Source organism: Acidipila sp. EB88 (assembly GCF_003858395.1).
Lineage (GTDB): Bacteria > Acidobacteriota > Terriglobia > Terriglobales > Acidobacteriaceae > EB88.
In genome coordinates, this window is sequence record NZ_QWEV01000005.1 from 3,180,111 (window position 1) to 3,201,056 (window position 20,946).

General features: G+C 59.6%; 15 protein-coding genes, 1 tRNA gene and 1 pseudogene. 9 read left to right on the forward strand and 8 right to left on the reverse strand.

Annotation, left to right across the window (positions count from 1 at the left end; all coding sequences use genetic code 11):
- Nucleotides 1-21: 21 nt before the first annotated feature.
- The 5 genes from D1Y84_RS13460 to D1Y84_RS13480 all read left to right on the forward strand — a co-directional run bounded on the left by D1Y84_RS13460 (nucleotide 22) and on the right by D1Y84_RS13480 (nucleotide 7,226).
- Nucleotides 22-378: a DUF190 domain-containing protein gene (locus D1Y84_RS13460; RefSeq protein WP_124849152.1), complete on the forward strand. Its 357-nt coding sequence runs from the start codon at nucleotides 22-24 to the stop codon at nucleotides 376-378.
- Nucleotides 375-1,823, forward strand: a complete 1,449-nt coding sequence (locus tag D1Y84_RS13465) for a TolC family protein (protein WP_233581408.1) — start codon at nucleotides 375-377, stop codon at nucleotides 1,821-1,823. The genes D1Y84_RS13460 and D1Y84_RS13465 overlap by 4 nt, the downstream gene beginning before the upstream one ends.
- Nucleotides 1,820-3,067, forward strand: a complete 1,248-nt coding sequence (locus D1Y84_RS13470; RefSeq protein ID WP_233581409.1) for an efflux RND transporter periplasmic adaptor subunit — start codon at nucleotides 1,820-1,822, stop codon at nucleotides 3,065-3,067. Before D1Y84_RS13465 ends, D1Y84_RS13470 begins: the two co-directional genes overlap by 4 nt.
- A gap of 73 nt (nucleotides 3,068-3,140) precedes the next feature.
- Nucleotides 3,141-6,308, forward strand: a complete 3,168-nt coding sequence (locus D1Y84_RS13475) for an efflux RND transporter permease subunit (protein ID WP_124849153.1) — start codon at nucleotides 3,141-3,143, stop codon at nucleotides 6,306-6,308.
- Nucleotides 6,309-6,449: 141 nt separating this feature from the next.
- Entirely contained in the window at nucleotides 6,450-7,226 is a 777-nt protein-coding gene (locus D1Y84_RS13480; RefSeq protein ID WP_158615484.1) for a response regulator transcription factor, read from the forward strand.
- Between the two features lie 60 nt (nucleotides 7,227-7,286).
- On the opposite strand, the gene D1Y84_RS13485 is transcribed toward D1Y84_RS13480, so the two are convergent.
- From D1Y84_RS13485 to D1Y84_RS13495, 3 genes are all read right to left on the reverse strand, one after another.
- Complete coding sequence (locus tag D1Y84_RS13485) at nucleotides 7,287-8,636, reverse strand: alginate export family protein (protein WP_233581410.1); 1,350 nt, start codon at nucleotides 8,634-8,636, stop codon at nucleotides 7,287-7,289.
- 82 nt (nucleotides 8,637-8,718) lie between these two features.
- Complete coding sequence (locus D1Y84_RS13490) at nucleotides 8,719-9,975, reverse strand: cupin domain-containing protein (RefSeq protein WP_124847869.1); 1,257 nt, start codon at nucleotides 9,973-9,975, stop codon at nucleotides 8,719-8,721.
- Between the two features lie 474 nt (nucleotides 9,976-10,449).
- The gene (locus D1Y84_RS13495) at nucleotides 10,450-11,847 is read right to left on the reverse strand and encodes a phosphatase PAP2 family protein (RefSeq protein WP_124849155.1); all 1,398 of its coding nucleotides are present in this window, start codon (nucleotides 11,845-11,847) and stop codon (nucleotides 10,450-10,452) included.
- Nucleotides 11,848-12,898: 1,051 nt separating this feature from the next.
- Between D1Y84_RS13495 and D1Y84_RS13500 the strand changes: the two genes are divergently transcribed.
- From D1Y84_RS13500 to D1Y84_RS13515, 4 genes are all read left to right on the forward strand, one after another.
- The gene (locus D1Y84_RS13500) at nucleotides 12,899-13,729 is read left to right on the forward strand and encodes a DMT family transporter (protein ID WP_124849156.1); all 831 of its coding nucleotides are present in this window, start codon (nucleotides 12,899-12,901) and stop codon (nucleotides 13,727-13,729) included.
- A 1,452-nt stretch (nucleotides 13,730-15,181) separates the two neighbouring features.
- A complete protein-coding gene (locus D1Y84_RS13505) occupies nucleotides 15,182-16,678 on the forward strand; it encodes a helix-turn-helix domain-containing protein (RefSeq protein WP_124849157.1) in 1,497 nt (498 codons plus the stop codon).
- 59 nt (nucleotides 16,679-16,737) lie between these two features.
- On the forward strand, nucleotides 16,738-16,959 hold the full coding sequence (locus D1Y84_RS13510) for a hypothetical protein (protein WP_124849158.1): 222 nt from the start codon (nucleotides 16,738-16,740) through the stop codon (nucleotides 16,957-16,959).
- Between the two features lie 245 nt (nucleotides 16,960-17,204).
- Nucleotides 17,205-17,411 carry a hypothetical protein gene (locus tag D1Y84_RS13515; protein ID WP_124849159.1) on the forward strand — a complete coding sequence of 69 codons (207 nt, stop codon included), beginning with the start codon at nucleotides 17,205-17,207 and terminating at the stop codon, nucleotides 17,409-17,411.
- Here D1Y84_RS13515 and D1Y84_RS18955 read toward each other — a convergent pair.
- From D1Y84_RS18955 to tmk, 5 genes and pseudogenes are all read right to left on the reverse strand, one after another.
- Nucleotides 17,408-17,614, reverse strand: a pseudogene (locus tag D1Y84_RS18955) (tyrosine-type recombinase/integrase); the annotation flags it as partial. The gene D1Y84_RS13515 and the pseudogene D1Y84_RS18955 sit on opposite strands and share 4 nt — an antisense overlap.
- Before the next feature lie 522 nt (nucleotides 17,615-18,136).
- A tRNA-Leu gene (locus D1Y84_RS13525) sits at nucleotides 18,137-18,223 on the reverse strand.
- Nucleotides 18,224-18,286: 63 nt separating this feature from the next.
- Entirely contained in the window at nucleotides 18,287-18,808 is a 522-nt protein-coding gene (locus D1Y84_RS13530) for an HNH endonuclease (protein ID WP_124849160.1), read from the reverse strand.
- 32 nt (nucleotides 18,809-18,840) lie between these two features.
- On the reverse strand, nucleotides 18,841-20,262 hold the full coding sequence (locus D1Y84_RS13535; protein ID WP_370245771.1) for a cytochrome P450: 1,422 nt from the start codon (nucleotides 20,260-20,262) through the stop codon (nucleotides 18,841-18,843).
- The gene (gene tmk / locus D1Y84_RS13540; RefSeq protein ID WP_124849162.1) at nucleotides 20,263-20,940 is read right to left on the reverse strand and encodes a dTMP kinase; all 678 of its coding nucleotides are present in this window, start codon (nucleotides 20,938-20,940) and stop codon (nucleotides 20,263-20,265) included.
- Nucleotides 20,941-20,946 lie beyond the last annotated feature (6 nt).

Sequence of the window (20,946 nt, forward strand, 5' to 3'; positions counted from 1 at the left end):
CTACATTCGGAGGAATCCCGCATGCTGTCACCCGGTCGTGCGTACAAGGTAAGTGTCTACCTGAATAAAGATTCAAGCGCAGAGACCAACTTCCTGCATGAAGCCGTCCGAGCGCTCCTGCAGGAGCGCTCAATCGCGGGTCTCACTACCTATCTGCCCTTTGCTGGATTCGGTCCGCATCAACAGTTGCACCGCCAAGGCGATGGGCCAGTAAACGGAGAGCATCTTCCGATCCTGCTCGTTTTCATCGATGTCGAAGAACGCGTCCGCGCAATCCTGCCTGAACTCAAGACGCTGGTCACCGATGGCTTGATAGAGATGCACCCTGTCGAAATCATCCAGCATACTTTTCGCGACGGGAGAGTAGACGGACGTTGATACTCACTCGCGCTCTTCTCGTCACGACCCTTTCGGTGACAGCCGCAATAGCTGCCGTGGCTCACGCCCAGTCCGCTGAACAGGGCGGTGTGGAAACGGCGCGAACACTACCGCCTGCACCTTCTGCTGCCATCTCCACTACTCTTGCCGCATCAATCACCGGAACAGCGGCGACTCCACGTGCCGCGAACACTGGTCCTCTCTCCGCGACGCCCGCGCCTGTCGGCGAACCGCTGACACTCCCGCAGGCCGAAGCGATGGCTCTCCGCAAGCAGCCAATGCTGCAGGCGGCTCAGTTTCGCGCACGAGCCCAACGCGAGCGCATACGCGAACAGTCTGCAGCGCGTCTGCCGACGATCGTCATGAACGCTACCGGCTCGCTCGTCGCAGATACCGGTACCTCAACCGCCGCGGGGGCACTTACCACGTCCTCGTTGTCAGACCGATTTGCTTATGGTGGCACCCTGGTGCAGCTCGTCACCGATTTTGGCCGTACCAGCTCACTCATCAGCTCTGAGCGCTCGGAAACACAGGCAGCGAACGATCGAACTATCCTTACGCAGGCAGCCATCCGGCTGTCCGTGCGCGACGCGTACTTCCAGGTTCTCGGGGCGGAAGCCGTGCTCCACGCAGCGGAAGAAGCCCGGCGCAACCGCGCCCTCATCTACCACCAGGTCTCCGAACTTGCGGCGAGTCAACTCCGTTCCACACTCGATGTGAACTTTGCGGGCGTACTCGAGAGCCAGGCGGAACTTGCCGTCGTCCAGGCACGCTCTCTTGTGGAGCAGCAGCGCGCCCGGCTGGGAACGGCGATGGGTAATCAGCAGGCTGTGACGGCTCCACTTGTCGCCGAGGCGCTTCCGTCGGACCTGCCTGCGACTGTGACCATGCTCCTGGCAGAGGCAGATACGCAACGGGCTGACCTGCAGGCCGCACGCGCCGAGCAGATGGCGGCCAAGGAATTTTCGAAGGCCCAGACTCGCCTTAACTATCCCACGCTGGATGCACTGGGCAGTGCCGGTCAGATCCCGTTCCACGATCACACATTGCAGGGCAACTACGCGGCAGCTGGCTTCAACCTGCGGGTACCAATCTTCAACGGTGGCCTTTTCCACGCGCAGCAAGCCGAGGCGGCTTTGAATGCCAGTGCACGTGAGCGGGATACCCGTGAGCAGCAACTGGAAGTGTCTCAGCAGGTTCAGACCACATGGATTGCGGCGCAGGAAGCATTTCAGAGCATCGCGGTGACCCGGCGCCTCGTGGAGCAAAGCCGCGAAGCGTTCCGGCTGGCCAAGGCACGCTATGACGCAGGCCTCGGCAGCATCGTCGAGCTCAACGAAGCACAGCTCAATCAAACTTCCGCAGAGATCTCCGTGGCTGACGCCACCTTTACCTATCTCTCCCGCCGCGCATTGCTCGACTACGCCACAGGACAACTCAATTGATTCGACTTTCTACAACCACCCATCAATGGCCGAGGGCCGGTCTGCCTTCTTTCTTCTTCACCGTGGCCCTTCTGCCGCTTGGTGCATTCATCTCGGGTTGCAAGTCCGGGGGCGACGCCGCCATGGCGGCCACGACCACGGCCGCCCCGGTCGTGCCGGTGGTGCACGCCTCGAGCGGGAGCCTATCCAACGAAGTCACGCTTTCTGCTGAGTTCACGCCCTACCAGACAGTGGATGTCATGGCCAAGGTGGCGGGCTACGTCAAGGCTATCCACGTCGACATCGGTGACCATGTCAGCGACGGGGAAGTTCTTGCCACCCTGGATGTGCCCGAGTTGCAGGATGAACTGGCGCATACCAATGCGGGATTAGCTGCCGCGGAGGCGGGTATTGCCACAGCACAGGGAGCGCTGGAGCGCGCCAAGGCTGGCGCGAACATCGCACATCTTTCCTACACGCGCATTCAGTCTGTTCTGGATAAAAACCCTGGCCTCGTCCCGAGGCAGGAAGTGGATGTGGCCGAGTCGCGCGATCTTGAGGCCAAGGCACAGCTCGCAAGCGCACAATCTAGTCTGGAGGCAGCCCAGCAGGCACAGCAAGGTGCTCGCTCTGAAAAGCAGCGCGCAGAGGCCATGCTCGCCTATGCCACGATCCGTGCTCCTTTCAGTGGCGTGGTGACGCAACGTTATGCGAACACGGGCTCGATGATCCAAGCCGGCACTGCGTCTCAAACGCAGGCCATGCCCATTATCCAGCTCGCGCAGAACAGTTTGCTGCGGCTACGTTTTCCCGTGCCGGTGAGCAATGCCGCCACGATCCGAGATGGACAGGCCGTCGAGGTGCGCGTTACGACGCTGAACAAGACGTTCCCGGGCAAGATCATCCGCTACGCTGATTCCGTCAACCTGGCTACACGCACTATGCAGACTGAGGTCGACGTTCCAAACCCAAAAGGTGAGCTCATTCCCGGAATGTATGCCGAGGTGCGCCTCAACATGGCAGTGGCTGCGCATGCGCTCAGTGTTCCCGTCGATGCCGTCGATGGGCTGGGCTCTTCAGCTACCAGCGTCTTCACTGTTCGGGATGGCGAGGTGCAGCCAGTTTCCGTGACGACCGGCGTGCAGACCGCAACGCGCGTGCAGATCCTTTCGGGTCTTCATGCTGACGACCCGGTCATCGTGGGTCGCCGCAGCAACCTTACTGCGGGCGAAAAAGTTCAGGCACAAACCGCCGGTTACGAATAAGCACGCCCCTGCTCCTCCTTTACCGTGACGCCCGGCACATTCTTCCCGGCATCTTCTTCAGGAGCCCCGCTCTATGTCTGGATTCGCAATCCGGAACCCGTACTTTCTTCTGGTTCTCTGCCTGATTTTCTCGCTGCTTGGAATCGTCAGCATCGGCCGCATGCCTATCGACATGTTTCCGCCGGTCAATATCCCGGTGGTTGCCGTCGCTACTTTCTATGCCGGCATGCCGCCGCAGCAGATTGAAACCAACATCACGTTTCACCTTGAGCGCCAGTTCACGCTCGCCAGTGGTATAGACCACATCGAATCACGCTCGCTTTCCGGCGTCTCTTTGATCAAAGTGTACTTCCATCCCGGTGTCGACCCGGACGCAGCAGCCGCGCAGATCTCTACGCTCGCGATGGCCGATCTGCACGACATGCCTCCGGGGACTTATCCGCCGGTCGTACTTAAGCAGGATGCTTCTAACCTGCCGGTCACACTCGTTACGCTTGAGGGCGAAGGGCTCGATGAGACCAGGCTGAAAGACGTGGCGCAGAACTTTGTACGCAACCAGCTAGCCGCAGTACCGGGCGCATCGGTTCCGCAGCCTTTCGGTGGAAGCTGGCGGCAGATCCAGATGTATGCCGACCCATACAAGCTCGAAGCCCATCAACTCAGCCCCATGGATGTGGTCCGCGCCGTCAACAAGGCCAACGTGGTGCTTCCGGCAGGTGACGTGCCTATCGGCCGCTACGACTACGACATCTATACCAACTCCATGCTCAAGGGCCCGGAAGATATCGACCAGGTCCCAGTCAAAATGGAGGGTGTCAACCCGGTCCGGGTTGGTGACGTTGCAACCACGAAAGACTCGCAGACGCGTCTCTACAACGTCGTACGCGTGAACGGTAAGGACGCCGTTTATCTGCCGATCTTCAAAGGAGGCAGTAGCGCGAACACCATCTCCATTGTCGATGGGGTCCGCGCTACGCTCAAGAAGCTGTTCGACATACCAGCAAGCCTCGTCACGCGTGCGGTATTTGACCAGTCACGCTTTGTGCGCACGGCCATTGAGACGCTTCTGCATGAGGGTGGTGTCGGCCTCTTCCTCACCTGCATCATGATCCTGGTATTTCTGGGTAGCATGCGTGCAACGCTGGCCGTCTTTTTCTCCATTCCTCTTTCCGTGCTCACCACGTTCCTGGTCCTTAACATGCTGGGCTCCTCCGTCAACACGATGGTGCTCGGAGGCCTTGCGCTCGCACTCTCTCGACTAATTGATAACTCCGTCGTTGTTCTCGAGAACATCTTCCGCCACATGGAGCACGGCGAAGCGCCACTGGTCGCCGCAGAAAAGGGTGGGAGCGAAGTGGCTCTGCCCGTACTTGCCGGAACTCTTACGACAGTTGTTGTTTTCTTCCCAGTTACCTTGCTATTCGGCGTCAGCAAGTTCCTCTTCTCGGCGCTTGCACTGGCCGTGGTCATCTCACTGTTCGCGTCTTACTTTGTCGCCATGACGGTGGTGCCGTTGTTCTGCGCCATGTTTATTAAGAACCCGCATGGGTCTCAGGTCCACGCTGACGAGCAGGTTGGTGCAAGTGCCCATGTCGTGAGGTCTCCGAGCTGGGGACAGCGCTTCAACACCGCATTCAACCGCGGCTTTGACTCTCTCCTGGATGCGTATGATCGTACGGTCGCACGCGTCCTCCGGCACCCGCGGGCTACGCTACTTTGGACGGGCGTCGCCTTCCTCGCGTCTTTGTTCCTGTTCCCGCTGCTTGGGCTCTCGTTCTTTCCACGGACCGATGCAGGGCAGTTCGTGATTAACTTCAAGGCTCCATCTGGAACCAAGCTTGCCGATACGCTTGTTGAGTCCACACGCCTGGAGAGCATCATCAGGAGCACCGTACCCAGATCCGACCTCGACATGACGCTCACCAACGTCGGCCTCGATCCAAGCTTTTCTGCGCTGTTTACGCCCAACTCTGCCATGCACACTGGATTTATGCAGGTAGCGCTCAAGCCGGAACACGCCATCAGCTCATTCGTCGATATCGCGCGCGTCAAAACACGGGTCGCTCGCGAAATGCCTGAGCTGCAGACATTCTTCTCGTCGGGTAGCCTCGTCGATGCCGTGCTCAACATGGGCGCGCCCGCACCGATCGATATTCGCGTTGCGGGAACAAATCTGACCGCCGACTACGACCTGGCCCAGAAGATCTCCGCCCAAGTGCGCAATCTACCCGGCGTCGCTGACGTCTACATCCCGCAGGACATCGATTACCCTTCGCTTCGCGTCAATGTCAACCGTATGCGCGCTGAAGAACTCGGGCTCTCGGAGAATGAGGTCGTCTCCAACCTCATCACAGCGCTCTCTTCAAATGCCATGATCGCGCCCAGCGTCTGGATTGACCCAAAGACCGGGAACAACTACTTCCTGGCCATGCAGTATCCAGACAACCAGATCAAGACCATCGAAGATCTGAAAGCTATCCCGCTGCATGCGGGTTCGCTCAAGCAGCCTACGCGCCTGGATATGGTCGCGGACATTACTCCATTCCGTGCGCCGACTGAGGTAGACCACATGCAGATTCGCCGCAACGTTGACATCTACGTGCGGCCAGGCGGTGAAGATCTTGCTCGCATCACCCGCCAGATTCAGAAGATCATCGCGAATACACAGGCACCGCATGGCGTATCAACCACTCTGGCCGGCAGTGTCGATTCAATGTTCGCATCTTTCCAAAGCTTTGCGATCGGGTTGACGCTCTCCGTGGCGCTGCTTTACCTCATCCTTGTGGCGCAGTTCCGCTCCTTTGTGGACCCACTCATCATCATGCTCGCGCTACCCCCAGGTATCACTGGCGTGCTCGTGGCGCTGCTGCTTTGGGGCACCACGCTCAATGTCATGTCGCTGATGGGTGTTGTGATGCTCGCCGGCATCGCTCTTTCCAATTCCATTCTTATTGTTGAATTCGCCCATCATCTGCTTGCCGAGGGGCACTCTGTGCAGGAGGCCATCACCACTTCTTGCCGTGTACGGCTGCGTCCGATCCTGATGACCTCGCTTGCTACACTGATCGGCTTGCTACCCATGGCATTGAAGATGGGTGAAGGTAGTGAGCAGTATGCTCCTCTCGCGCAGGCGCTGATTGGCGGCCTCTCGTTGTCTGTCCTGCTAACAATCTTTCTTGTTCCCGCCGGATTCTACCTGTTCTACGCTAGCCGTCAGGAGGATCCAGCACACGCAAGTTGACTGCCAGCACATACACTTGGCGCTAACCCGGTTCTAGGGTGCACTTGCTAGCAGGCAAGATTAATCCGTCAGGAAGGTCTCGGAGCCCTTGAAGCCGCGACCACTTTCGCAATTAAGATGCAGGGAGGAAACAGGTGTCTGATGAGCCTTAACATCGTGAATTCACCAGGCGCGCTGGTCTATGTTGTCGAGGATGACGACGAGATTGCACGTCTTCTCGCCATCACTTTGGCACGGGCGGGCTTCACTGTCCGGTCATTCTCAAGCAGCACGTCTGTCTTACGCTCTGCTATCGAGCAGCGCCCTGCGGTCATTCTGCTTAATGACTCCATGAGCAAGACCCCATCCGATTCCACTCAGACGCCGGGCAGCATGGAGCTTCTGCGGGCGCTCATTTCCGAACCTTCATTGCAGGCTCTTCGGAAGATCATGCTTTCAATTCGCAGCACATCGCATGCACGCATTCTCGCCCTGGATGCTGGTGCGGACGATTACCTTACCACCCCATTCAGTCCCAAGGAAGTAGTCGCTCGTGTCCGCGCTGTATTGCGAGCCTTCAATACTGAAGTGACGCCCACCCTGAGGTGTGGCACCCTCTTGCTTGATCTGGACGCTAGAAGGGTATGGCTCGAAGACAGACCTGTTGAGGTTACTACGACTGAGTTCGACATGCTTGCGTTCCTCATGAAGCATGCTGGCCGTATAGTGAGTCGGCACGCTCTCCTCTCAGAATTAAGGCCGCTAGAAAAGAAGGCGGAGACAGTGAGGGTTGTTGATGTTTACATGCGCCGAATTCGGGAAAAGATAGAGCTTAACCCCTCAAATCCGAGGCTGATCGTGACTTGCCGAGGCGAGGGATACATGCTCCGCAAAGCAGACCCTGCCGGCACTGTCGAAGAGCGAACTGGACGTTCGTAACAAGACACCCTTGATACTTTGCACAGCATCCAGCTGGGTATTTGTTCGGTGTCCTCAGTCCTACTTAGCGGCGGCCGCATCCTTGTCGACCTTGAAGCGGTAAGTCAGCTGGAAGTAGGCAAGCGTCAGCGGCGCGCGGTGGCTGGTGCTGGTCATCACGTAGCCGGGGAAGAAGTGACCCAGGCCGACGTTGGTGACGAGCGACTTATGGAAGATGTACTTCGCCGAGGCGTCGAACTCGCTGCCGATGCCGTCGTGCGCGAAGCCGGCGGTGGGTGCCGTTACAACGCTGGCGGCGCTGCTGCTGTACACGCCGTCGCGCGTGGAGGCCACGTGCAGCGAACTGCCCTGGAAGAGCAGCAGGAAGTTGGTCGAGGGCGCGAGCGAAAAGTTGAGCCGGTCCTGCTTGATGTTCTGAAAGCCGAACAAGTCAACCAGGCCGAAGGCATTGTGATTGGAAGGGTACTGCTGGTCGTAGGTGCCGATGCGCTGGGCATTGGTATGGGGATTGCCGGTGGCGTAGTCGTACTCGCCCTCGATGTGCGGCTTGAGCGGCACGGTACCGATCGCGTAGCCGCCGCGGATGATCGCGGCTCCGGCATGGATCGAGTCGTTGCTGTAGCTGCCGCGCTGCAGGTCGCCGGTGCCGGAGGAGTCAAAGCCGAAAGGCAGCTTGGTCTCGTAGTAGCTGCCAAAGGTCACCTCGGTCTCGGTGCCGGCGATCTTCTGCTGGCTGGTCACACGGGGCACGGCACGCACCAGCACGAAGGGGGCGATCGTGGTCTTGGGGACCACCGTGGTGAGGTTTGCTTCCACTCCGTGGAAGGTGAGCCCTGCACCATGCGTGTCGAGGCTGGTTGGGTGCACAGTCACGACCGAGGTGCTGAAGATGTCGACGCGGTTCTTGTCGCCGACGCGCAGGTTGAAGCCATCCCAGGTGCGGCTGTTGTTGGTCCAGTCGCTGATACCCACCACGCGCTCGTCGCCGAACTTCAACTCCTGCCGCCCGGCGATGAACTGCAAAGGCTTGTAGTGGAAGTTGAGATAGCCCTGGCGCAGATCAAACACATCGCGCTGGTTGGCCGCAACGTCGCGCAGGGGCAAGCCAAGTGCATGCGTGTCCTGGAACTGCAGGTAGCCGGTAAGCCAGGAAAGCGGCCGCACCGTGAGGCCGCCGCGTGCGCGGGTCAGCACATACATGCGTTCTTTGTCGTTGACGTAGTTCAACGCGGTCTGGTCTTCGAGACGGCCCCGCAGCTCCATGTCGATCGACATCCAGCTGGGCAGCGTGTGCCATTGCAGCGGCTGCGGCACGCCTTCTTTCTTTGGGTACATCTCGCGCTGCGCAAGCGCCGGCAGGGCGGCAAGCAAGGCAAGCATGGCAGTCGCACAACGCAACATCGAGGGCATGGGGGAACCTTTCGGAATCAGGAAAAGTGAAAGGAGCCGGCCTGCGGCAGACTCCTTTCTTCACAGCGTGTTGCGGCAGCACTTACTCGGGCGTGATCACGGCTTCCTTCTTGTTGATCTTGCCGAGGAACTCTTCGCCTGTGCCGAGGTGCTCATTCACCAGCCGCGAAGGCGTGTGCGCGAGCCACTCGCCAAGCGAGATGTCCTGGTACTCGGGCGTCGGGAAGATCTCCAGGAAGACCAGGTCGGTATCACCGGTGTTCTCGATGTAGTGCGGAGCCGACTTGTCGATGTAGCCGACGTCGCCCGCGTGGAAGTCCATGGTGCGTGCGTGACCACCGGCGGCAAACACCGTCATGCGGCCCGTGCCCTTGACGTAGTACTGCCACTCGTCCTCGTTGGGGTGCCAGTGCAGCTCACGCAGGCCGCCGGGCTTGAGCGTCACGATGGCAGCCGCGATATTGCTGGCCGGGAAGTTCTTGCGGTCGACGATCTTGACGCTGCCGCCTGCCGTGACCTTGGTGGGCTGCATCTTGCCGGTGAAGAACGCGAAACTGTTCGGCACGGGCCCGGTCTGTGCATAGACCTGCTTCTTTTCCTCAGCGAGCGGCCGGGGCAGGTCGCGCTGGAAGATGAAGAGTTCACGCTTCGGCACATTGGCGAAGGTTTCTTCCGTGGTTGCGAAGTTCTTCGCCAGCACGCTCTTGGGCGTGTGGTGCAGCCAGTCGGTGAGCAGGAAGGTTTCGAACTCGTTGAAGTTGCCATCGTCGAACGCCAGCAGGAACTGGCAGCCATCGGGGCCGAGACCCTGGATCGAGTGCGGGATGCCGCCGGGGAAGATCCACAGATCGCCCTCGTTCACGTCTTCCACAAACGCGCGGCCCTGCTGGTCCACAGCGGTGATGCGTGCGCTGCCGGCCGTCATAAAGGCCCATTCCGCACCTACGTGCCAGTGCAGCTCGCGTATACCGCCCGAGACCAGGCGCATCTCTACGCCGGCCATCTTCTTCGAGATCGGCAGATCGCGCACCGTGACCTGGCGCGTCCACCCGCCTTCTTCAATGCGCTTGTGCGCAAACGAGAACGGGTACTTGAACGGAGGCTGACCGCCCGAGTCCGTCATCGGCGGATATGCGGAGTCCATCTCCATCGCGTCCAGTGCCTTGGTGTCAGGCCCGGGCTGGCGCTCGTTCACGCCGGTATGCGTGTCGCCGTTTTTGTCCGCAGACTGCTGTGCGGCTGCCACCAACGGCAGGCTTGCTGCAGCGGCCAACAAAGCGGAGCTACGCTCCAGGAATCGACGCCGGCTCAGACCGTCGTTGCTGTTCTGCTCTTCCATGCTGCTGTCCTCTTTCGTTGACGCCACACCAGAGGCGGCCATCTGCTCATCAGAACTAAGCACCTCTGTTAACAAAAGGGTAAATCGAAAGGATCGCGATTTCTGTGGCTCGGGATACTTTCCCTGTGACTTGGTACCTGTAAAATCCAAGTACCACCAGCCGGCCCTCGATCCCTGCTTTAGCTGCGGTCAAGAACGTTTTGAAACATCGGTTATCATCCTGTGGCGGCTGCATACAAGGAGGCGAAGATGCGTGACCTTGGCGAGGCGGCGTCAGGCGCTGCGTCGAACAACTGTCTTCGCGTGCGTACGAACGGTCCTGAGGGGCCCGATGGCAGCAAGCCACATTGTTGTAGAGTCACCCTCTTCTCGCGCCGTGCCCAAAAGGGGATTTGTCTAGCGAATGAAGGTCTCATGCCCTGATCCCTCCAGACCCTCAAGGCCCTTCTCCCCGGTTAGGTCTTCATGCCCGGGTCACTGCGTGCGTGCAAGTGCCGCCGCAACGCCAGCAGCAGTGTAGAGATCGATGCGAGAATACAAGCCGAAACTTGAACCATCATCGAGGAAACCTCCGCCTGGTCCTTCGGTCTCAGTCAGGATGCGATCCGCCATCTGAAGTGAGAGGTTTGGGAAGGCCGTCGTTAATAGATACCCCGCCTCCGGTGCAATCTGAGCGACGTCTTCCTTGATGCCGGCAGTCTCTGAATGGGCGATGCCCAGGCCGTAGTCCTGAGTTGCGGCATAGAAGCGCTCATTGGCGTGCGCGTGTCTGAAGCGGCCAGTATCTCGGGTCGCGCAGATCTCCACTTTCTGACCGCAGCTAGCTTGCAGCAATGTATTCAGTTCAACGCGTGCAGCCCCAAGTGCAGCTTGGAAGTCTCCGATGGCCGCTGTAGTCTCGTTGGGTTGCTGTTGAACGTATGCTGGATCATTCGCCAGCAGGTGAGCCATGTCGTGGAGGGCAAGTGTGCGACCGCCAAGGACATCCATAGCGTAGTGCGCGCCAACGATAATGCGATCATTCCCGTACTCTGCGCCGCGTGTGATCATCTGCTGGTAACGTGAGGGAACGAGCAGCGCGAGTAGCAGCGCGCCCGTGTATCCATTCGTAGTGTGTCCACTTGGATAAGACGGGTTACCCGTAAGATCCATCAGCTTCCCATGGTCATACTCGTCGTTGGTGGCGGGGGTGCCAAGATAGTCGATGCCGGCATAGTGCTTGAAGTCAGGCTCTGTCTGAAAGGGGCGAGAGTCCCCGTTGGGATCAGCCCCCACAGAACCTGCAGGGAAGCTATAAGCCCTCCCAAACGGGTCGGGGCTCCCATGCACGTCCGTGTAAATGGCACGAGCTTCGGCGGAGACAGGCGTTCTACCGTCTAGAGTTCCATTGCCGAAGAAAAACTTGGCTGCATTTGAGTGGCCACCGGTCGTGGCCAACGCATATCGAACCAGGCGCTCCAGTGCAGGAGACAGCGGTGTAGCGTGCTCGCGATCTATAGCGTGGAAATGAGAAAGGTAAGCAGCGGCCAAGCTTGTTCCCAGCCCATCCGATGGCTGGGCGAGGTTGTGTCCTGGTGCGTACGCATCGCTGAGGGCCAATTGTTCCTGCCCGGAAAAAGGCAGAAGGGTCGGCTGCCGAATCTTGCCTGTTTCTATGCCGCCCGTCACGCGGAGGTTTGCCACCAGAGTGTTCCGTCCCTCAGGCGTATTGGACAAGGCGCTAACAGCTGCAAGCCCGCGCAGATCTTGTAAGGTCGCCACCGTCGGTGGCTGCAACGACTGGGCTCTGACACACAAGGCGGAGGCAAGTGCGAGACATGCGATGCTGGAAGCTCGATGGATGCGCGCGACGAAGCGTGGTCTCTGGTTCATGAGTCAACCATATCTCGACCCCGATGCTCTCTACTACATGTGCCATGTTGTGAAGCCGAGATGCCCTAATCACCGATGGATCTTCTCGGTGGCTGATCTGTGCCCAAGCCTAAGGTATACGATCGACGCCCTCGGTTCGACTATCACGGCACGAAGCATCCCGCTAGACCCGAATTCTCAACGAAGAAGGATCGAGCGCTCAGGTTCCAGGCGCTCGAGTCATCGAAGGGACGTGGTGCTTCAGGAGGGCGTCCAGGAGCCATGTACACAAGCATGGTCGCGTCCTTTGGACAAGCCCACTGGTTATCAAGAACAATCAGCATCCACCAGCCAGCGCCCTTTCCAGAGGTCACTCCTATCGTGAACTCGTTCCCTGTGTGCCTGAACGACCGCGGCCAGCTTTGTACCTTACTCTCCCTCGGGCATTGTCACGATGGATTCGCGTGGAACTCCTCGCTTGGGGGTCTTCATCAGCAGGTGTGGAAAGATCAGTATGATTGTGAAGTGCGCAGCCGTTGCCACGGCCGCGAGCACAGGCAGACAGGCGCCGCGTGCCATATCTACCGCGTCGAACTTTAATTCCCATCCTGATTAGCGGGATTGGGTATCGGTCAGCTTCCGAGTAGTCCTACCTGCTCAGGAGGCCTCGTCCTGCGGCGCTCACCTCGCCCAGCGCAAGCATCGCAGGGTGTACCAGCCAAGGGGATGTGATACTGCAACAAACTTCATAGAGGCGTGTCTCGGGTGCAGCGGCTGCGCGACGGCCGCGTGTTGCAACCATGGTTGTTGCCGATTATGGATCTTGAAGGCGGGTCCGAGTGCGTCGATACGGACGCGTTCCCGTGAGCTGTCTCTGCTTCTGTTGTGCATCTAGCGGAAGCCTTCTACGATGAATGGATCAAGCTGAGGTGGCTAGGAGTCCGCCACGCCAAGCGCGCTGGACAGAGCGCTACAGCAGCCGCGGAGCGGCTCGCACCCAAGGCATAGAAGGCCAGCGGGGATGGTTGTAGGGCCGTAGGTCTGCCTTATCCCTCGATCCCGAGGCTCATTCATGCACAAATACGCAATATCTTTGGTTCTCCTTTCTGCCATCCTTCATGCCGCATGGAATGCCCAGCTGAAAGGCAGCAGCGACCGCTCGCAGTTCATGGCGAACATGTCCGGTTCAATGGGCTTGTTGGCCTGCTTATGCATCCCCTTCGTTCCGCTGCCTGCTGGCAGAGCCTGGATGTGCATTGCAATCTCGGCCATCTTGCACCTTGCCTACAACCTACTACTGCTGCAGAACTACCGAATGAGCGACTTCAGCATCGCCTATCCAATCGCCCGCGGCATCTCGCCGATGCTTGTGACCGTAGGCGGTTTCCTTTTCATGGGGCAGCGGCCTGGATACCTGGCCATTTGCGCTGTTGCAATGATCTCCTTTGGAATCGTGGTGCTCTCAACCGGCAGAGCGAAGGCTGGTTCACGTGCCACCGTATCGGCCTTAGCCACGGGAGCGATTATCGCGGCGTACACCGTTACGGACGGCATGGGAATCGAGCGCTCTCAGAGCACCCTCGCTTACACAGCGTGGATTTTCGCCAGCTACTTGCTGATGCCTGTTATGCTCCGGGTGTTGCGCATGCCTGTGAGCGCAGTCAAGGGTTCGGGCCTGACGCGCGCTGCCGCCGCGGGCGCCTTTTCTCTTGCTGCCTACACGCTCGTGTTGTGGGCAACACACTACGTTGATGTCGGGATCGTTTCCGCCCTGCGAGAGACAAGTGTGCTCTGGGCTATAGTCATCGGACGGCTTTTCCTGGGAGAAGGCTTCACGTGGCGCCGAGCAGCTTCTGCCCTTGTGATCTGCCTGGGCATAGCTGTTCTGGCCAGCAGATCGTAAGCTACATACCGACGTTCAATGAATGGCAGTATTGCGCTGCTGATCCTCAAAGAGGCAAGCGACAAGCCTCACCCATTTGCCCGTAGCATCAGGAACTAGGCAACAATCTACCTGTTCTCACTCCTGACAGCGATACGACACGATGGTCGAAGTGGCGGGCGCTTCTGGTGAGGAAGCTCTGCAGCTCTTGTTAATCCGAGTAGAGATACTCTTCAATGCGCTTCAAGGGGATTGCTGCATAGTAGACAAGCACGACCAAGGACAGAGCAGCGAGAAACATGGCGGTGGGCAACGCGGCTACCGCATCAGTGAGCCTCTCTGCGAACCATGAGCTGCGCAGCGGTACTGCGGGCAAGGTTGTGCATCTGCTCCAACATCGATCTCAATACTTGATCTTCAATGCGGGTCGCGTCAGCGTCGAGCTCGCAGGACATCAAGCTTTTCAGTGGTGCACTGGAAGCAGAGACGTGAGGATCTCAAGGTGTTATTGGTCACAAGGGGGCTCCCGGATGAGCAGTCTCACGACCATCTACATGAGCAGTGCGGCAGTCCTGAAATCGCGCTTACATCTGCTGCACAGTTTGACCGGAATGCAAGGGCAGTGCGGGCCGTCTAATCTGTCGCCACTTCACCAACTAAGCCTCCGTCCGAGAGACGGCTTGTGCCCACACCTTCTATCGTTCTCCATCTTGGAGCAAGCGTAGGGGAGAGGCCGCGCGGAACAAAAGGATGAGGTTTCTTGGCCTTCGCTCGACGAATGGAGGAAGTGGACCGCGGCGGCCAGCGGCGGAACCATCTGAATGGGTTTGCTCTGTTTTACTGGCGAGCATACATACAGGTGGCTGGAGTTCGGCGTGAGCCGGACGGAGGGTCCCGGCGAGGTTCAATCTACAGGTGAACTCTGGTGTGTCTCTGGCGTAGCCGGGCAACGTATGAAGGGGCCGGGACGGAGGTCTGCGGTAGCAAACCGGAAGATGGCTCTCTTTACTTCGTGGGGACAGGGAAGGGGCCGGGAGGATGCGTAAGCATCCGTAGTCCCGGTTTTGACTTTGACGTTGCCTTGTCATGTCGTCCCTTATGTACTTTGCCTCCGGTTTACCATATTTGCTCATGCCTTCGGCCTTTGACCTTGCTCCCGAGCGCAGCCTCGTGTCCCTAGCGTAGCGCCGGGACCACTAGTGCATGAATGAGTTACAAGGCTAGGCTACAAGCATGAGTGGCATGATTAAGGTCCATGATTCTGGTACCCCGCGCACCGACACCTAGGTACCATTCCCACCGATACCAAGGTCTGAGGATCACCGATACCAAGGTATAAGCCAAATAGGTACCAGGGTATGTGTTTCACCTCTACCTTGGTATAAGCCGTTCATCAAAAAGTAGACTTCCATACCCCTTGGTATGAGGGCGCACGCGTATTAGCCCTCAGTTCGACCACGGGAGATCACAGCAATGTCCAAGAACACAGCACCGGCAACCACAGCTGCAGCACCAGAGACCATCGAGAACCTGTTCCCGGACGCAGGCAAGAAGGGCGCAGGCTTCTTCTTCCTCTACGAGTCCATCACCCGGGCTTCCTTGTGCGTGGGGCCTGAGCGTTCCGTTCTGCTCGAACTCGCTCACTCAGCCAACGCCAGCGAGGGGTTCAGCTGCTACCCCAGCTACGCCACCATCGCCCGCTACACCGGCCTGTCCGAAGCCACCTGCCGGTTGGCCGTCAGGGGTCTGGAGAGCAAGAAGCTCGTGCGTCGCATCTTTCGGGGCAAGCAGAGCAACCGCTTTGTGGTCAACTATCGGCACATCATGGCGCAGGGACAACTCGCACGCCTGGTCCTCAAGGCTGAGGCTGCCGAAGCGAAGCGCAAGCGGCAAGCTCTGGACTTCGAGGAGTTCGAGGTAGCGGAGACGATCGAGGTGATGGTCGCCCCGAAGCGCGGGGCCAAGGATAAGGTAGCAGCCGACCGCACCGCATCAGAGCCGGTGGCCAAGCCAACCAAGATAAAGGAGAGCAAGCCAGCCGCTCCGGTCGCACCCACACCCGTCGAGGTTGCCGCCACTACGGTAGCGCTGGTCACTCCCGTAGCTCCTAAGGCCGAGCCCAAAGTATCGGCTCCGATCGAGTGCCCGGTATACGACGAGGAGTACTGGGTCCACGGCATCAAGACCATGCACTCCGCTCTTGCGGAAGCCAGCTACTATGCCTTCATGCCAACCCGGCTGCACGCCCCCGTGGCCCAGTACATCTCCCAGATCGATCCCTCGATCGTCGTGTATGGGTGCAGCACTAACAAGAATGTTCCGTGCGTGCTGCTCTCCGTATCCCCGTGTGAACTGGCCTCCATGGTCCTGTCCACCGAGGATAAGGCAGTGAAGTTTGGGACTCTCCCAGCCAGAGTGAGCCAGTACCATCCCTGGGAGGTGTGCGTGGCTTTGCGCATGTTCTGGGAACACCCCGACAACAAGCAGGTCCGCTTTATTCTGGACAAGGCGGCTAATCGGGCGGCTGCCCTCAGCGCAGCGCTTCCTGCCCTAATTGAAGAGTCGAAGACACTCTACACGTTGGATGGGACCCCGACCGAAGCAACTGAGCAGCAATCCGAGGAGGCGATCGCCCACCATTGGGCAGCGATCCTCGAAGAGGAACAGGAGCCGGAAGAGGACGAGGATCAGGAACCCGAGCAGGAAGAGGATGAGACCCCGGAAGAGGACGAGGAGCAGGGCCACTCATCATACGAGGAACTCAAGGACGCCGCTCGGGGCCGGGCTGTGAAACGGGGTTACTCCGAGTATGGTCGCGATCTCACCTACTACGGGTACTACCAAGGCGGTGGGGTCCGAACAACTTCGAAGTATGGGGGCAGGCATACGACGAAGCCTACGCAGGGTGCGACGCGGACTCAGACGCCGAGGCATCGGCCATCGCAGCGGATTGCGCGCAGGAGCAGGTAGACAAGCGTGCAAAGCAGCAGCGGGATCGTCTCCGCGCAGCGTCCATAGCACCAGCACCGGTGCTGTCTCCGTATGAGGCAGCCAAGCAGCAAGCGCGTGAGATCGAGATCGGGCGGAACTACCAAGCTTGCAACAGTCCCCTCGATCTCGATGATTATGCGCAGCTCTGGTCTCGGCACAATGGACCACGCTGGGACAAGAACTACGACGCGATCCATAATCCGGTGGAGTACACGGAAGGCAGGGAGGGGATGTTCTCGGGTGCAGACTTACTGTTCTAGCAGCGAGTCGCCGGACATCGATGCGGCTCTTTGGATCGCGTTAGCGTTGCTGCATCCTCACAGACGTACCCGCAGCTTCGAAGCGATGGTCGTGACTTGCTTGGCTCTCTTGGAAGCCGAGGTGCCAGACCGGATTTAACCGGATGATCATAGGCCAAGGGGGGAACTGCCTGTGGGAAACTTTCTTGCGGAGCGTATCCCGGGTGTTTCAGAGCGCGTGGGTATTAGCCCGGGTGAAGAGATCATTGGTTCCCGCCCCCGCTCTACCCGAGCTTCCCGCCCGCATGCTGTACACCCGCCCCGAAGCAGCTGAGCTTCTTGCCATGAGCCTCCGCCAGCTCGACGATCACATTGCCATGAAGCGGATCAGGGTTCGCCGCTCCGGCTCCAGGTATGTCCGCATCCCCCACGCCGAGCTGATCCGCTTGTGCCGGACGGATCGCACGGATTAGCTCCGAGCGCGCTCGATCAACGCAACAACATTCTGGACGCTCTCTGGACGCAGATGGCTGTACCGTGCTGCCATGGCTGGTCCTAGGTGGCCCGCTGCGTTCATGATTTGCAGCTCGGTCGCTCCCGCCATCGCAAGCCATGAGCAGAACGTGTGACGGTTCGAGTGCCACACGTAGTTCTCGATGCCTGCCTCCTTGAGGCAGGGCTGGAACCAGCTCGCGTTGTTGAAGTGATTTTACGTTTCGCGGGGGAAGACGCGACCCTTCGGCTTTTCCCTTCGGGCTTCACGGACATGACAGCATCGAACGCTGTGACGTTAAGAAACACGTTCAGTGGTCTGCCGTTCTTCGTGATTTCGCCCCCGAGTCGGATAATCTTGGTCTCCTCGTTGACCAAGACCACTCGCACCGGTACGGCTCACCCAAGCGCATCCCGCATACCTTCGCGGCTGCCACCTTCGACCCGACCATCTCACGGATGCGCTTGCCGTCAACGTAGTACACGGCGTAAGACTTGCCCGAACCCTGGACCTTCTCGTACACACCCATGCAATTCTCCGGGGGCTGCTCGGGGGCTGTGGGGTACAGTCCCTTAACGGACTTTATTGCGAAGCAGCCAGATTATCGACAAGGTCGAAAAATGAACAGCCTCTGGGACCACCCCCAAACGAAAACGACCTCCCATTTCTAGGAGGCCACACATGCATTTTGTTCAATCTTTACGGTGGTGCCCAGAGGGGGACTTGAACCCCCACAACCTTGCGGTCCGCGGATTTTAAGTCCGCTGCGTCTGCCGATTTCGCCATCCGGGCACTCCGACTATGCTAGCAGCGCATGCACCCGGCTGCTCCCCAAAATGCTCAACGGGGCTCGGCTTAAACCCCGTCTCCCGTTGTTTCTTCCGCACACTTCGGCTCCTGCGCCACGGACCGGGACACCCTGCGAACTGCAGCGCGCGCCTCCGCCAGACGCAGCCTCAACGCAGCCGTCACGACCCGGTGGCAGTGTACGCATAGTGTGCGCAGATTGCTTAAGTCGCACTCGCCGCCACCCTCGGCAACAGGCAGCACGTGATCTGCGTCCCACAGGCTTTTGCGCTCCAACCCGCGCAGTCCCCACGTTGCCAGCAGCTCTTGCTGACGTGTGCCGCGCGCCCGCTTGATCAATCGGTACGCCGCCAAAGTGTCCACAGTACACCGCGCGCAGATGCCCTTGTCCCGCTCCAGCACCGCCGCCCGCAGATAAGCGGGGCTGCTTCGCAGACGCCACTGGTGCACGCAGTCGTCCGAGCAGAAGGTGCGTCGCCTGCTCGGCACTTCGAGCGAGCACCACCGGCAAAGCGTGCGGCCGTTTGCACCCTGTGGCAGCAGTCTCGGTTTCACGCGCCCGCCGGGCATCGTGCGCCGCCTGCTGGGTTGGGGCGTCAGGCTCAGTCTCGCAACTCCGGAATCATGCGAATCGGATACTTCGAACGCAGCGTGATCTTGGGCTGCACTTCAACGCGCTGTCCTTCCACCAGCCGCAGTTGCCACTTCTGCGCGATCGTTGCTGTGAGCAGGATCGCCTCCATCCATGCGAAGGACTCGCCGATGCACTGGCGATTGCCGCCGCCGAAAGGGAAGTAGGTAAATTTCGGACGTGCTGCTTTCGCTTCCGGCGTAAAGCGTTCCGGCTCGAACCGCAGCGGGTCCGGGAAGTACTCCGGCGTGCGCTGCATAATGTACTGGCTGAAGAACAGATACGTCCCGGCCGGCAGCCGGTACGGTCCAATCTCCACATCCGCGGTCGCCTGCCGGCCCATGGCCCACGCAGGCGGGTACAAACGCATCGACTCCGACAACACCATCTCCGTATAGCGAAGCTGCGGCAGGTCAGCCAGCGTCGGCATGCGCCCCTGCAACACTTCGTCCAGCTCCGCATGCAGCTTCGCTTCCGCTTCCGGGTTCTGCGCCAGCAGCAGCCACGTCCACGAGAGCGCATTTGCCACCGTCTCGTAGCCTGCAAGAAAGATCGTGGTTACTTCATCACGCACCTGCTCATCGGTAAGCTGGCTCTGGTCCTGCTCTTCATCGCGCGAGGCCAGCAGCATCGACAGCAGATCACCATGGTCCGTACCTGATTGTCGCCGCTGATCGATCATCCGGTGCACCACTGCGTCGAGCCGCTTGCGCGCGCGTTTAAAACGCATCAGCCCTGGAATGGGCAGGTGCATCAACGCCTCGGCCCTGGGCAGTGCGACTAGGAAGTTATACAGGTCCATGATCGCGTTCACTTCGGTGTTGATCGTCTGCACGTCCTCGGTGACATCCGTGTCGAAGATCGTGCGCGCCACCACCTGCAGCGCGAGCCGCATCATTTCGCTCACCGCATCAATCTCGACGCCTGGCTGCCACTCCTCGCGCATCGTCGCCGCGCGCGCCGTCATCATGTCGCCATACGCGGCAATGCGCTGGCGATGAAACGCAGGCGCGGCAATCCGCCGCTGCCGCATGTGCGTCGCGCCATCACTCGTAATCAGGCCTTCGCCCAGCAGAATTTTCATCCTGCGCTGCGTGCGCTCCTTGATCATCACCGGCGCCTGGTTGATCAGCACCTCCCGAATCAGCTCGGGGTCATTCAGAAATACGATGTGGCTGGGCCCCAGCTTGTAGTGCGAAACGGGCCCATATGTCTTCTGCAGATACTCAAACAGCAGGATCGGATTGCTTGCGCGAAAAAACCGGCTGAAGATGTAAAAGGGCAGGTTGCGCCGCAAGCCCGGAGGAAAGCGGTACTTACCTCGCTTGATCACCACCAGGGGCGGTGCGGTCGTTTCAGCAGAGGGAGGAGAACTGAGGGTGGCCATGGGCATTCACTGGAGCTCCGGCCGAGTCCATCCGGCAAGTCGGTCCTCTACAACTCTTACGATACGCGCGTGGATTAGCTCCACCGGCTCGTCCTCTTTCATTACCACCACACGCACAGCCTCGCGCGCCGCAATGGCTTCGTACTGCGCGTAGCTCCGACGAAAAAACGCCTCAGACTCGGCTTCGAAGCGGCTTTCATCCCGGCCCGTTTGCGCCTGCACTCGCTCGTTTCGCCGCCGTGCGCGCTGCAGCGAAACCTCGAGCGGCGGCAGCAGCAGCACTGTCAGGTTCGGCTGCAAACCCCCGCAAACCTCGGCATGTAGCCTGTGCACGACCTCGGCACCGAGCGCCCGGCCGCCGCCCTGGTACGCTTCGGTCGAGTCCGTCCATCGGTCACACAGCAACAGTTCGCCTGCTTCCAGCGCCGGTTCAATCACCTCCGCAATCGCCTGTGCGCGGTCCGCGAACATCATTGCCAGCTCCGCTCTCGGCGCAATTGCGGTTTGTCCCTTTTCAGCCAGCAGCAGCGCGCGCACCTTGTCCCCAAAGCCCGTACCACCCGGCTGCCGCATCTCGCGCACGGGGCGTCCGCTGTTCCGCAGGTGCGCCGCAAGCCTGCGTAGCTGGGTCGACTTGCCCGAGCCATCCAGCCCTTCAAACGTCAGAAAGAAACCGCGCTTCATCGTTCC

Bases quoted from the DNA above. Each gene is read 5' to 3' on its own strand.
- D1Y84_RS13460 (WP_124849152.1), top strand. From the start codon at position 22: ATGCTGTCACCCGGTCGTGCGTACAAGGTAAGTGTCTACCTGAATAAA.
- D1Y84_RS13475 (WP_124849153.1), top strand. From the start codon at position 3,141: ATGTCTGGATTCGCAATCCGGAACCCGTACTTTCTTCTGGTTCTCTGC.
- D1Y84_RS13480 (WP_158615484.1), top strand. From the start codon at position 6,450: ATGAGCCTTAACATCGTGAATTCACCAGGCGCGCTGGTCTATGTTGTC.
- D1Y84_RS13485 (WP_233581410.1), bottom strand. From the start codon at position 8,636: ATGCCCTCGATGTTGCGTTGTGCGACTGCCATGCTTGCCTTGCTTGCC.
- D1Y84_RS13490 (WP_124847869.1), bottom strand. From the start codon at position 9,975: ATGGAAGAGCAGAACAGCAACGACGGTCTGAGCCGGCGTCGATTCCTG.
- D1Y84_RS13495 (WP_124849155.1), bottom strand. From the start codon at position 11,847: ATGAACCAGAGACCACGCTTCGTCGCGCGCATCCATCGAGCTTCCAGC.
- D1Y84_RS13500 (WP_124849156.1), top strand. From the start codon at position 12,899: ATGCACAAATACGCAATATCTTTGGTTCTCCTTTCTGCCATCCTTCAT.
- D1Y84_RS13505 (WP_124849157.1), top strand. From the start codon at position 15,182: ATGTCCAAGAACACAGCACCGGCAACCACAGCTGCAGCACCAGAGACC.
- D1Y84_RS13530 (WP_124849160.1), bottom strand. From the start codon at position 18,808: ATGCCCGGCGGGCGCGTGAAACCGAGACTGCTGCCACAGGGTGCAAAC.
- D1Y84_RS13535 (WP_370245771.1), bottom strand. From the start codon at position 20,262: ATGCCCATGGCCACCCTCAGTTCTCCTCCCTCTGCTGAAACGACCGCA.
- tmk (WP_124849162.1), bottom strand. From the start codon at position 20,940: ATGAAGCGCGGTTTCTTTCTGACGTTTGAAGGGCTGGATGGCTCGGGC.